Genomic DNA, 12,602 nt, shown 5'->3' on the forward strand with positions numbered 1-12,602 from the left:
GCCAGGTGCAGGCGAATAATAATTCGTTTGTTATGTATTTTCAAAAAAAATAATCCGAATTACATTTGTTCATTTCCGGACAGGGCGTGTTCAATAACAGGCGCGGCGAGTTCCCGGTAGTGGCTGGCGGCTGGAAGGCCCATCCTGCCCGCGATAAGGGCGTAGATATCTTCCGGCTTCCGGCCTTCATTGCGCAGGTAAAGGATGGATGTATCGCCTGCTGATTTGGACAGTTTGCGGCCGGGACCGTCTGTAAGCAGTGTATGATGGTAAAAAACGTTTTGCGGGAAGGAAGAACGGGGCAGCAGGCGTGCCAGGTAAAGCTGTGCCAGCGTTGAATCCCGGAGGTCCTGGCCGCGCACAATGAGATCTGTATGGTAATGATCATCGTCCGCAACGGAGCTGAGCTGGTATGCGGGGAAGCCGTCCTTTTTTCTCACCACGAATTCTTTCATGGATAGCGGGAGCGTGGTTTGAACGGGAATACCGGAGAGGGTTTGTACGGTCAGCGGGATGCTGTGATCCGTGCGCAGCCTCCAGCTCACGCCCGGCTGGTCCAGCGGGATGTTCCGGCAGTTGCAGGGCTGGGCGGATGCAAGCCGGGAGCGGGAACAGGCGCAGGCGAACACCTGCCCGCTGTTGCGAAGCTGTTCCAGCGCGCTTTCGTACAACGGCATGCGGCGAAGCTGGGAATAATGCTGCGTGAAATCTTCCGCGTTGGCGGGCCCTTCCTGCCAGGGGATGCCGAGGAAATGCAGGGTGTCGAAAATATCCCGGATGTAGTCCGGCGTTACGCGCTGCCGGTCCAGGTCGTCTATCCGCAGCAGTATTTTTGCGCCGGTACGCTCTGCCAGCGCGGCGGTAACGGCGAAAGAAAAAATGTTGCCCAGGTGAAGATACCCGCTGGGCGTAGGTGCGATCCTGGTCCTGGAAAAATTCATCCGTAGCGTTTATAGCAGTGCAAAATAACAGTTTGTCCTGAATTGCCATCTAAGTTGTCATTACAGCCCACCTTTGAAACCGGCGGATAGAAGGATATTTGTAAAAAAGAACAGCATATGGAAGCGGATATCAGGATCGCAGCGGATGCAGCCATCGCGGAAATGGCGCAGCTATTAGCCTCTTGCAACCAGCAGCAGGCCAACCAGGTACCTTTTGCCGGCAGCTGGACGGCCGCGCAGGTAACCGAACACATGCGGAAGTCTCTCGGCGGCTGCGTGCAGCTCCTGCAGGGCGGCGCTAAACCCACCACAGACCGCGAGCCGGACGAAAAGGTGAAAGACCTCGCTATTTTCCTCGACATGGGCGTGAAGATGGAATCGCCGGATTTCGTTGCCCCTGAGGATAAAGAATACGATAAGGATGCGCTGGCCAAAGAAATGGAAACGCTCCGCCGCGAGTTCAACGGTGCGCTCGGCGGAAAAGACCTTTCAGAGACCTTAACGGATTTTGAAGTCCCCTTTTTGGGCGAAATGACGCGGCTGGAAGTGGTGCATTTTGCGGCGTATCATATGCAAAGGCATAATCAGCAGATGAAGAAGATCATTGGGAGGTTGAAGGGGGTGGAGGTGTAGTATCGAGGTATCCCCTACAACAAAATATCATGCGTCGCCACCACTGCCGGCGGCAGTTCTGTTTCTCCCAGCATTTCGCGCAGATCAAATTCGATATTACGGCTCATGGCCGTGATCGGTATATCGTTCGGGCCGCCTTCGAAAGGGTTTTCCGTGCTCTCGCCCACTTGTTCCAGCGAGGTGAACACCCAGCCCACGATCACGCTGAACGGAATGCTCAGCCATACGCAATGCGGCCCCAGCTGTGCAAACTCATTCATGATACCCAGCGGCAGCAGCACTACCAGCAGGCGGATAAAAAACAGGTTGATGCTGGCAAACTGCCGGGGGTAAGGATAGTTCTTGATCCTTTCGCTGCGGCCCTGTTCGTTGTAGAGGTCTTTGAGCGTGTTTGTCAATTCAATGTAACACAGCATATCTATATGACCGGCTTCCTGCAATTCGCGCAGGTGGGCGGATTGAAGGGCGATGATCTGCGCCGCGGGGTTTTTGGTATGCGAGATCCTTTCCCATTCTTCAGGATCGATGTACGGCGCAATCTCTTCTGGAAGTTTGTTTTCCCACTCCGGCACCTTATAATATTTCCTGTATTCGATGTTGTAAGGTTTCACCTTCACATTCTCCCAGCGCCGCGATTCGCGCAGCTGGAAACGCAGGGCCGTGAGCCATGCAATGTGGCGGTAAATGAGCGTGCGGTGAAACTGTAATGCTTCCTGCCGGTTGGCGGAGCGCACGAAATCCTTCACCATGATACCCCAGGTACGGCTGGTGTTCACAATGCCGCCCCAGATGATGCGCGCTTCCCACATGCGGTTGTAGGTCTGCGTGTTCTTGAAGCCCACGATGAAAGCCGCGCCGGTGCCTACCAGCGCTACGGGCACCCAGGGCACGCCCAGCCACTTCCAGCCCACTATTTCGTATAGTACAACGGGGATGGTGGAAATAACGATCAGTGCGTAGATGTTTGTCCGCGTCCAGAGAACGAACTCTTTGAAACTGTAATTGCTGCCTGCATTCATGCCAATAAATTAAGGAATTTATTTGTCTTTCTGCAGCTTCTTCATGAACACGGGCGCGAAGTCGAAACTGAGCATGCCACGGAGGTCGCGGTCCGGGAGGCCTTCCACTTTCTGGTCTATTTTATAATATTCCAGGCCGAATTTCACGATATCGAAAAAGGTGAGGCGCGTAAGTACGCCGTACATATCGGGGGAATTGGCGTTGAAGGGATCCTGCTTGCCGTAGTTGAAAGTGGCGTCCAGGCCGGTGCTGAGTGGTACCGGGAAGTCGGGCACGTTAAATTTACGCGAGAGGGCGAGGTTGCTTCTGAAATCGAATGCGCCTGGCTGATCGCCGGCTGGCAGCAGGCCGCCTCCGCCGGCGCCGAGGGAGAATTTCCATTTGTCGCTGTCCACCAGGTTGAACTGTGTGGCAGCGTTGATGCGGCCCCGGTAGGACTCGGGAGCATCCGGCCGGTAATCCAGCTCGCCGGTGAGCTGCATGAGGCTGAGCGGGCCGAAGTTCTTCATCATAAATCCGGCCCTGCCGTAAGCTTCCAGCGCGGATGAATCGCCGAAGCGGGCGCCGCCTTCCAGCAGGCCGTAATACCCTGCCGCGCCGGTGTACAGGCCGCCCATGAACTTGTGTTTTTCTTCCGGCGCAGGCTTGCCTTCCACAGGCTCTTTGTGGGAATAAGAGAAATAAGGGAAGAACTCGAAACCTTTGTATTTGGGTTTTTCCTTTTCGTCTTTTGGATATTTGTCCAGTGCAGACGCCAGGTTGAACCCAAGCCCCAGGCTCCATTTTTTTTCTTCCGCTTCTTCGTCGGTGCCTGAATATTTTAATTCGAATTTCTCCGGCGCATCGAGGAAAGGGGATTTCCAGCGTTTGTCCGGGATATTGTTCAGCATAAACGGGCGCTTGAAGCCGTAAGGTTGTTCGGTGAACTTGGCGCTGGCCGGGCCAAGCAGGGAGGCGAAATCGAGCTCGCTGCCCATGAGCGCGTTCAGGCCTACCATGCCGCCCTGCAACAACGCGCCGGTGATGAGGAAGGTGCCGAGGTTGTCTTTCGCATATTCCGGCAGCTGCTCCGACAGGTATTTTTTCATATCCTTATGCAGCACGAGGGAAGCAAGACTGATATAAGTGCCTGAAGTGCCGGATAATTGTTCCGCCATTTCAAGCCCCTTTGAAAAATCGATCTTGCCGCCGTACTTCGACATTTCTTTCATCTGCAGGGCATAAAAAATATTCCACAACGCCATGATCTCGTTAGAGAGCAGCTCCTGCCCGAAAGTGGGATCGAACACGATGCTGGTGCCATATTGTTTGGAGCGGGCATATGAATCTTTCCAGCGTTTGGGGAACTGGAAAAGCACATCGTCGAAAATGCTGTAGAATACATTCGGTTTCTCCGGCGCGGCTTCTTTCTTCGGTTCTTCCTTTTTGGGTTCAGTGCCGGGCGCGGGCTTTTGCGGGTCCGCCGCTTTTTTGTCTTCATCCTGTTTCTGGACGGTACCGGGCGCAACAGGCGTGGGCCGGAAAAAAGGATCAGGCACGCTGGTGGGGCCAAAGAAGGGCCTCGACTTGGGAGCGCTGCCGGCGGGGTCGGGTGTATGAACGGGCTTGCCCATGAGAATGGATTTCGGGGTTAATTACTCCCTGAATTTCCGAAAAAATATGCAAACTGCCTAAACTACCAGTTTGCCGCTACAAGCTGCATTACCTCCACCTGCTGTGGCTTCTCCAGCCTGCTGGCATCGCGCCTGCGCTGGAATTCAAGGAAGGCGGGCAGGGCCAGCAGCTGCTGCTGCGCGGCGGCGTTGTCGTATTGTGCAATGTGGGTGAAGGTTTTGCCGTCTTCCCCGAGATAGGAAACATAACGGATGGCGGGGTTGTTCAGGGCCCGCAGCGCCCGCATGAAGGTGTTCACATTGGCAATATTGGCCTGGGCGAATTCGGCCTGTACGGTGTAGGTTACTTTTACAGTGATCATTGTTTCGTGTTTTTCGTGAATGTTCTTCAATAAGACACAAAACAATTCCACGGCGTGACAGCCCCCGCAAAAATTATTGGGCCGCCACTGCGGAAGGCGCCATCCCAAAGGCTTTTTTGAAGGCAAAAGAAAAATGCGAGAGGTCTTTGAAACCCACTTCCAGGTATACATCGGAGCTTTTCCAGCCCTTTTCCTTCAGCAGGTAATAAGCGTCGTTCAGGCGCTTTTGCTGCAGCCAGCGGCTGGGGGAAGTATGGTAGATCTTCTCGAAATCGCGCTTGAAAGTGGCGAGGCTTCTGCCGGTGAGATAGGCGAAGCGGGGAAGGTCCACGTTAAAACGGTAATGTTCGTTCATATAAGCCTCCAGGTCCACCTTGCCGGGCTCGCTGAAATCAAATAGCAGGTCCCGGAGGGAGGGATTGGTTTCCAGCAGTATCATCACCGCTTCTCTTACTTTGATGTTGGTAAGCGCGGGGTTCAGGTCCTGCTCCATATCCATGTAAGGTTTGAGTGAATTGATGTAATTGCTGAAGAGCCTGTTCGGCTGCAGGCTGACGATATTCTCGCCGGTATAGGGTTTGGGGGGATGCAGGTTTTGTTCGTTGCTGATGCTTTGAAGGGTTTCTTTGTCCAGCAGCACGCTCACGGCCCTGTATTCGCCGTTCGCCGGCGGACGTTTTACGAACCTGGCCAGCTGGTTCTTCCTGTAAAGGCGGTACTCGCCTTCTTTGAATTCATAATGCCTGCCGCCGGTATATATCTCGATGCTGCCGGACAGCACATAACTGAAAATATTGTCCGGCACAAATTGTTCCCCTTCACGGCTCATGTGGGAATAGCAGGAATATAAAATACTCGGCATCAGGTTATTTTCCATACAATCGTCGGTTTAAATACAGAACAGCATTGCTGTACAAATCTATGCAACAATGCTGTTCTGATGAAACGGGATTAAATTCCTTTGGCTTCCGCGATCAGCTTGGAAACATCGGATTCGAAGAAGTTGCCGGCATCGTCCGCATCGGTGGAGATGCTGACGGGTTTCCATTCGGCCAGTTCGGCGTCGCGGGCGGCGTTGGCCTGTTCCAGCAGGGCCACGGCTTCGCTGCCCAGCACCAGGTGCACCGGGGGATTGGGATGTACGGCCAGGTTGATAAGCACCTGGGCGGCTTTGGCGGGGTCGCCCATGGGAATGAACCTGCCGTTGGATAAAATATCCTCGATCACGCCGATAGTATTTTCATAACCTTCCACTTTCGGGGCAAAGCTCATGGAGTTGCCCGCCCAGTCGGTCCGGAACCCGCCCGGCTCCACGCTGGTAACCCGGATGCCCAGGGGCGCCACTTCTTTATTCAGCGCTTCGGTGAACCCGCCCAGCCCGAACTTGGCTGCCTGGTAGATGCTGAGGCCGGCATTGCCCAGGCGCCCGCCGATGGAGCTGATCTGGAGGATGCGGCCATGGCCTTGTTTACGCAGGTAGGGCAATACGGCGCGGGTTACTTCGATAGGGGCGTAGAGGTTCGTTTCCAGCTGGCTGCGCACCTGCTCGTCCGTATACCCCTCGGTTGCGCCGGTAATGCCGAAGCCGGCGTTATTCACGACCACATCTATTTTCCCGAAATGCGCCACGGCGTCGGCCACGGCGCGATGCACCTGCCGGTGGTCGGTCACGTCCAGGCGGAGGGGAAGCACCTGGCCGGGGTACTGCGTTTCGAGGTCTTTTAATTGTTCGGGATTCCTGGCGGTGGCGGCCACTTTGTGGCCTGCTGCCAGCACGGCGGCGGTGAGGCTGCGCCCCAGCCCGCGTGAACTGCCTGTAATAAACCAGATCTGTGTCATTGTTTGAATTATTTACTGCAAAGTAAGGCCGTATTCCAACCCGCCATTTTGTTCAAAAGCTCAATTTGTTTTGTTGAAAGGCTCAGGCCTGTAAGTTGCTGTGGTGGCTGGTTTTAGGTGGATGGGCGGTTTCCCGGTATTTCCGTTCATAATAATTTCAGGCGGACTGTTATGCATTCAGGGCGATTTGCTATATATTCAACCAACGCTACAACAAAAAACCTAATCAACACCCTATGTCGTTACCTTCCCGCCCTTGGAGCGCCGGACAGAAGCTCGCGTTCCGTTTCTTTTTCGTTTTTTTTGCGCTGTATATTTTCCCGTTCCCTCTCACCTTTGTACCATATGCCGGCGAGGTATATGAAGGGGTATGGCGGCTGTTCATTCCCTGGGTAGGCGCGCACATCCTGCATCTGCCGGACCCTATCACCATTTTTACCAACGGCAGCGGCGATACCACCTTCGATTATGTGAAAATGGGCACTATGCTGGCGCTTGCCGTACTGGGGGCATTGGTGTGGTCGCTGGCGGACCGCCGCCGCAGGAACTATGAAACCGCGCATCACTGGCTGCGGGTGTGGCTGCGTTATTACGTGGCGTACATGATGTTCATTTACGGCTTCGCCAAAGTTTTCCATTTGCAGATGCCTTCCCCTTATCTCTCGCAGCTGGTGCAGCCTTTCGGCGATAAAAGCCCGATGGGCCTGGCCTGGTCGTACATAGGTTATTCAAAGGCATTCAGCGCGTTCACGGGATGGGCGGAAGTGATAGCGGGGCTGTTCCTCCTGTTCCGCCGCACCACTTTGCTGGGCGCTGTTCTTTCCGCTATCGTTGCGGCCAATATCGTTGCCATCAATTTTTGTTTCGATGTGCCGGTGAAGCTCTTTTCTTCTTTCCTGCTGCTCGTTTCCCTTTTTCTGATGGCGCCCGATGTAAAACGCCTGGCGAACCTGTTCGTGCTGAACAAACCGGTGCAGCCGAAAATATACCGCAACTACCTGTCCAAACGCTGGTTGCGTATTTCCGCCGTTGTGCTGAAATCCCTGTTTATCATTTTCATTTTATATTCCCAGGTGGAAAGCAGTGTAAACGGAACGAAGCGGTATGGCGACGGCCGCGCAAAACCGCCGCTGTTCGGTATCTACAACACAGAGCTGCTGGTGCGTAATCACGACACCATTCCTCCGCTGACGACAGATACCACGCGCTGGCGGCAGCTCATCATACAATACGAGAAAAGCGCGCATCTTAAGCTGATGAACGACTCCCTGAAACCGCTTAATTTTATAGTGGACACTACCCTGAAAACCGCCACCGTATTTAGCCGCACCGATACCTCCCGCAAATCCGTGCTGCATTACACCGCGGATTCCGCCTACCTTACGCTGACGGGCGTGCTGGACAACGATTCCGTGATGTACCGCCTCAGGAAATTCGATCATCGTTCCTTCAGGCTGCTGAGCCGCGGTTTCAGGTGGGTGAACGAATACCCGTACAACCGGTAAAGCACGGTGCACAATTTGCACAAACGATTGCGCATTTTTTGGATCGATTCCTGCCTTATATTTGAATTGTCAACCAGCAATATCCTTGATAATATAGTAGACTAGCACAACTGTAAGCGAAAAAAAACTGTCGGAAAAATTATTTCACCTGTACGCGATAAGCCGGTAGTGGCGCGCTGCCACTGCGTTACCTGTTATTTGCTACTCTTTAAAAAATAAGCTATGCGGTGACAAAGATCACTGCGGAATTGTTATTTGCTACTCTTTATTGATTCTTTCTAACTATCCTGCTCCCTGACGCCAGCCATTATTTATTTATACTGAACACCAGTTCAGGGAGGATCTCTTCTGTGTAAAAGTCATCGGACTGCTCTTCGTGCATAGCGCGGATGATCAGTTCCATGGCCTTTTCACCCTGCCTGAACGGAAATTGTTCCAGCGAAGCGGCGGGAGGGAAGGCGATATAGCTTGTTACCGGGAGATTGGCGTAACTCGCGAAAATAATGTCTTCATTCACTTTCACGCCATGCTGCAAAGCATAACGCGCAGCGTCCATGTGCACATAATCGTTGAAGCTGATAATGGCCGTGGGCGGCTTTTTCAGCTTGAGCAGCCTTTCCATGGCCCCGGAAGTTTGTTCCGTGGAAAGATCCGTTGTTTCCACCAGCTGCATATCCACTTTGATCTGTTTTTTGGAATGCGCCTCCATGTAACCAGTCAGTCTTTCCTTACTGGCAGGCAGGCTGTCAGGCCCGTTGATAAGCGCTATGCGCCTGTGCTTGGCGGCCAGCAGCCAGTTCACCATCTGCACCGTGCCGCGGTGCATATTGCAGAACACTTTGTGCGCGTCCTTGAACGGCGGCACCCTGTCGAAATACACGACCGGTATGCCATATTTATGGAGCGAGCGCAGGTGATCGTAATTCACGGTGTATTTGCTGAGGGAAATGATCAGCCCGTCCACCCGCTGCTTTTTCATGGCGGCCACGATCTTTTTTTCCTGTTCAGGATCGTCCAGGCTTTGGCCGAAGAGAATGGTGTAATCCTGCGCGATGGCGGCCATTTCGATGGCGCTGATGGCGGAAGAGAAAAAATCTTCCCGTATGAAAGGAAGAATGACGCCGATGATGGAGGTCCGTTTCTGCTTAAATGAAATGGCCTGTGAATTGGGCTCGTAACCCATTTCACGGGCGAGCGCCTGCACCTGCATCCGCATTTTAAGGCCAATGCGCGGGTGATTGCCTAATGCACGGGATACGGTAGAGGGCGACACTTTAAGTTTTTCAGCTATATCCTTGATAGTGACAACACTACTTTTCATATCGGACTAAAAGATAGTGAAAATACAGCCAACAGCAATATTATTTTGCCAGGGCAAAAGGGTGTTATGACTTCGATTTGTATAAAAAACTACTATTTCCAGTAATACCCAGGCGTGCGGATAACCATTATATTCAGGGTAAGGACATTAACCACCCCTGACCCTCCTTTATGAAAACACTGCTTTACCTCGCCGCCATCCCGGTGCTGCTTGCCGGGTGCATCAAAGATCCCCAGCCGCCTTTCCCTCCCGCGGAAAAATCCGATTTCCTGATGAAGCGCGCCACACAAGTGGATATTTTCGACCCGGGTGAAGAAGGACAGATACCCACCTACACAAAGTACATAGATGAATGGACGTACAACGATCAGAACAAACCCGTAAGCCGGAGAAGGTATTCGAACAACTTCACTTCCAACGACACGAACAACATTCAGCTGGACCAGCGGGACACGCTGTACTACGACAGCCAGCGCCGTGTGGTGCGCTTCGAGAAGTTCGACGTGCATTACAACAAGATCATCGAAAAGGATGAGTTCTTTTACCGGGGCAACGAAAGGAGGATCCACCGCCACAATTCGTACTTCAACCCGAACCCTATGCAGGTGGATACTTTCCAGCTGACGGAAAACGAATACGTGTATGGCGATACACTGTGCCTGCGCATTCACAAAGGCTGGTTCACCCAAAAGACGGATACCATCCACTACGTATACCGCAACGGTAATTCAGCCTACTGGTTCAGCCCGGGGGAGGTGGACCATCCTGTCGGGTATGCCGAGTATGACAATAAGAAGAATATCGAGCTTACCTGGAACCTGCCGCAGGGCCATCTCATTTTCAGCCTTCCCGTAACAGGGGAGCCGTTTCCCCTGCCGGACCGCAACAACTGGATCTATAAAGGCCAGGACCCCAAGAGTGCCGGCTACCGCGGCGATATCACCTACGACGAAAACGGGCTGATCGTAAGGACTTACACGAAAGAATACACCGAGACCACGATCCGGTTCGAGTACGTCCGCGCACGGCCTTAGGCCAGGAGTTCTTTGGCCTTGGTAGTGATCAGGTCTGCGATCATACCTTTAAAGAAGGAAAGCGCGAAAGGGAGGTCGCCCTCAATATCCACGCTCTCAGGTTTCACCTGGATGCCGCCGGATATGTCGAATCCTTTAATGGAAAAACTGAAGGAGGCATTGTCTCCTTCCCAGGTTTCTTTTACATCCGATATCTTGTCCGCCTGCTGTTCCTTCAGGTTGGTCAGCAGTTGCTGTATCCGTTGCTGCGCCTCATCCTTGGAGAGGCTGTGAGGTATATTCACCGTGAGTTTAGACATGGGCTGAAGATATTACTTCTTTTTCTTTTTGCTAAAATATTGTACCGTTTTTCCTGCCCATCAGGATCCAGGTGGTCTATCGTTTCCTGCAGGAGTGTGAGCGTGGCCGCGCCGGTGAGGCCGCTTTCGAGGATTTTCGCCAGTTTCATGTCCATATGTTTTAGATAAAAAAAGAGGAACAAAGCCGGTGCCATATCTATTGCCGTTGAAAAAAATGCGGTTGCAAAAAAAGCGCTCCCTGCGGGAGCGCCCTCGTTGTATGATGTTTATGCCGGAGTTACCGCCCCGTCCGTTTTACGGCTTTGCCCGCGGAAGCTTTCCCGGTGGCGGTTTTGCGGGCAGGAGTTTTTTTCTTTTTAGGCACCACGATCTTCTGTGTATCGCCTGCGGTCACCTCGCGGGTGATATTCCTGCTGTAATCATTTCCCAGGTTGGGCCCGCCCTGTTCCAGACCGCTGCTGCCTATGGTTCTTCTTGCCATAACTAAAATCATTTAGGTGAGCAATTTTCTGTTCCTGTTAGGGGCTCACAAACTATGCCATGGGTAATGCTGTTGGCTTTTTTTGTATTTTAACTGCAATCTGCGTGTATGATGCGTTTCCTTTTACTCCTCGTTCTCAGCATTGTTGCGGTTGCCGGCCATGCCCAGCTGCGGGTGAGCGGCAACGGCCGTTTCCTGTTGCGGGATGGCAAACCGTTTTTCTGGCTGGGAGATACAGCATGGGAATTATTCCACAGGTTGAACCGGGACGACGCCGGTTATTACCTGAAACACCGCGCAGAACAGGGGTTTACCGTGATACAGGCGGTGATCCTGGCGGAGCTGGACGGGTTGCATACACCCAATGCGAATGGCGATCTGCCTTTGATAAATGACGACCCGGCAAAACCCAATGAGGCCTATTTCAGGTATGTGGACACGCTGATAAGCATGGCAGATCGTTATGGCCTGGTGATGGGGTTGCTGCCCACCTGGGGCGACAAGGTCTGGAAGTCCACCTGGGGCAAGGGCCCGGAAGTGTTCAATCCGCAGAATGCCCGCCTGTATGGCCGCTGGCTGGGAAGCAGGTATGGCGGCAGGAAAAATATCATCTGGATACTGGGCGGAGACCGCAACCCGCAAAACGATACGCACGTTACCATCTGGCGTGAAATGGCGGCAGGTATCATTGAAGGCGCGGGCCCTGAGCGGCGGCCGTTAATGACCTTCCACCCCCAGCCACATGCATCCGGCTCGGCGCATTGGTTCCATGAAGACGGATGGCTTAGCTTCAATATGTTCCAGAACGGGCATTGCAGGAATACGCCGGTATACGACAAGATCAGAACCCTGTATGACCGCAGGCCGGTAAAGCCGGTGCTGGACGGGGAGCCCTTATATGAAGATCATCCCGTTTGTTTCAACGCGGCCGACCTGGGTACCTCCAATGCTTATGATGTGCGGATGTTCGCTTATCTCGACGTGTTTGCCGGCGCCTTCGGGCACACCTATGGCTGCCACGGCATCTGGCAGTTCTACGCCCCGGGCAGGGAAGGGGTGAATGGCCCGCACATGTACTGGAGGCAGGCCATGGACCTGCCGGGAGCGAGGCAGATGGCGCATCTCAGGAAGTTGATAGAATCCGGCCCGGTGGAAGAGCGTGTGCCGGACCAGGACCTGATCAGGGAAAACGATCTTCCGGCGGCCGGGCGCATACAGGCTGCCAGGGGCCGGGATTATGCTTACATATACAGCTGCGCGGGCAGGCCGTTTACCGTGAACCTCGGCCGGATAACAGGCACCACATTGCAATCCGGCTGGTATAATCCCAGGAACGGCGGATATAAACCCGCCGGCAGCTTACCCAATACAGGCTCCCGCCTGTTTACGCCCCCTTCGGCCGGTTATGGTCACGATTGGGTGCTGGTGCTGCAGGATGCGGCCCGTCCTGTTGCTTTATAACCCCTTCACCATCTTTAGATCCCCTCTTTTTCTTTGTATCATGACTATTTCATTTATGAAAGCATGTTATTTCGTTATATTTCATATCGTGTT

14 protein-coding genes are annotated in these 12,602 nt (G+C 53.4%); 4 read left to right on the forward strand and 10 right to left on the reverse strand.

All coding sequences use genetic code 11. The features are described from left to right. Positions 1-59: 59 nt before the first annotated feature. Positions 60-941, reverse strand: coding sequence for a glutamate--tRNA ligase family protein (locus tag ACTJIK_RS13000; protein ID WP_440646787.1), 882 nt, complete (start codon positions 939-941; stop codon positions 60-62). Positions 942-1,058: 117 nt separating this feature from the next. Here ACTJIK_RS13000 and ACTJIK_RS13005 point away from each other — a divergent pair, with 117 nt between their 5' ends. Beyond that, the gene (locus ACTJIK_RS13005) at positions 1,059-1,574 is read left to right on the forward strand and encodes a DinB family protein (protein WP_440646788.1); all 516 of its coding nucleotides are present in this window, start codon (positions 1,059-1,061) and stop codon (positions 1,572-1,574) included. 14 nt (positions 1,575-1,588) lie between these two features. Here the strand turns inward: ACTJIK_RS13005 and ACTJIK_RS13010 are convergent, their stop codons facing one another. The 5 genes from ACTJIK_RS13010 to ACTJIK_RS13030 all read right to left on the reverse strand — a co-directional run bounded on the left by ACTJIK_RS13010 (position 1,589) and on the right by ACTJIK_RS13030 (position 6,408). Continuing rightward, complete coding sequence (locus tag ACTJIK_RS13010) at positions 1,589-2,593, reverse strand: bestrophin family protein (RefSeq protein ID WP_440646789.1); 1,005 nt, start codon at positions 2,591-2,593, stop codon at positions 1,589-1,591. A gap of 18 nt (positions 2,594-2,611) precedes the next feature. After that, entirely contained in the window at positions 2,612-4,207 is a 1,596-nt protein-coding gene (locus tag ACTJIK_RS13015; protein ID WP_440646790.1) for a hypothetical protein, read from the reverse strand. Positions 4,208-4,269: 62 nt separating this feature from the next. Next, entirely contained in the window at positions 4,270-4,569 is a 300-nt protein-coding gene (locus tag ACTJIK_RS13020) for an antibiotic biosynthesis monooxygenase (protein ID WP_440646791.1), read from the reverse strand. Positions 4,570-4,642: 73 nt separating this feature from the next. Next, complete coding sequence (locus ACTJIK_RS13025; protein ID WP_440646792.1) at positions 4,643-5,446, reverse strand: AraC family transcriptional regulator; 804 nt, start codon at positions 5,444-5,446, stop codon at positions 4,643-4,645. Positions 5,447-5,520: 74 nt separating this feature from the next. Next, positions 5,521-6,408, reverse strand: a complete 888-nt coding sequence (locus ACTJIK_RS13030; RefSeq protein WP_440646793.1) for an oxidoreductase — start codon at positions 6,406-6,408, stop codon at positions 5,521-5,523. A gap of 236 nt (positions 6,409-6,644) precedes the next feature. On the opposite strand from ACTJIK_RS13030, the gene ACTJIK_RS13035 reads away from it, so the two are divergent. Then, positions 6,645-7,913, forward strand: a complete 1,269-nt coding sequence (locus ACTJIK_RS13035) for a DoxX family protein (RefSeq protein ID WP_440646794.1) — start codon at positions 6,645-6,647, stop codon at positions 7,911-7,913. A gap of 307 nt (positions 7,914-8,220) precedes the next feature. Here ACTJIK_RS13035 and ACTJIK_RS13040 read toward each other — a convergent pair whose 3' ends face one another. Further along, positions 8,221-9,234 carry a LacI family DNA-binding transcriptional regulator gene (locus ACTJIK_RS13040; RefSeq protein ID WP_440646795.1) on the reverse strand — a complete coding sequence of 338 codons (1,014 nt, stop codon included), beginning with the start codon at positions 9,232-9,234 and terminating at the stop codon, positions 8,221-8,223. Between the two features lie 170 nt (positions 9,235-9,404). Between ACTJIK_RS13040 and ACTJIK_RS13045 the strand changes: the two genes are divergently transcribed. Then, complete coding sequence (locus ACTJIK_RS13045; protein WP_440646796.1) at positions 9,405-10,268, forward strand: hypothetical protein; 864 nt, start codon at positions 9,405-9,407, stop codon at positions 10,266-10,268. Here ACTJIK_RS13045 and ACTJIK_RS13050 read toward each other — a convergent pair. From ACTJIK_RS13050 to ACTJIK_RS13060, 3 genes are all read right to left on the reverse strand, one after another. After that, positions 10,265-10,567, reverse strand: coding sequence for a polyhydroxyalkanoic acid system family protein (locus ACTJIK_RS13050; protein WP_440646797.1), 303 nt, complete (start codon positions 10,565-10,567; stop codon positions 10,265-10,267). The two genes, ACTJIK_RS13045 and ACTJIK_RS13050, sit on opposite strands and share 4 nt — an antisense overlap. After that, positions 10,549-10,716 carry a hypothetical protein gene (locus ACTJIK_RS13055; protein ID WP_440646798.1) on the reverse strand — a complete coding sequence of 56 codons (168 nt, stop codon included), beginning with the start codon at positions 10,714-10,716 and terminating at the stop codon, positions 10,549-10,551. Before ACTJIK_RS13055 ends, ACTJIK_RS13050 begins: the two co-directional genes overlap by 19 nt. 128 nt (positions 10,717-10,844) lie before the next feature. Beyond that, positions 10,845-11,048, reverse strand: a complete 204-nt coding sequence (locus tag ACTJIK_RS13060) for a hypothetical protein (RefSeq protein ID WP_440646799.1) — start codon at positions 11,046-11,048, stop codon at positions 10,845-10,847. A gap of 108 nt (positions 11,049-11,156) precedes the next feature. Between ACTJIK_RS13060 and ACTJIK_RS13065 the strand changes: the two genes are divergently transcribed. Further along, complete coding sequence (locus tag ACTJIK_RS13065) at positions 11,157-12,509, forward strand: glycoside hydrolase family 140 protein (RefSeq protein ID WP_440646800.1); 1,353 nt, start codon at positions 11,157-11,159, stop codon at positions 12,507-12,509. The last annotated feature ends 93 nt before the right edge of the window (positions 12,510-12,602 follow it).

Source organism: Chitinophaga sp. 22620 (genome assembly GCF_052044405.1).
Lineage (GTDB): Bacteria > Bacteroidota > Bacteroidia > Chitinophagales > Chitinophagaceae > Chitinophaga.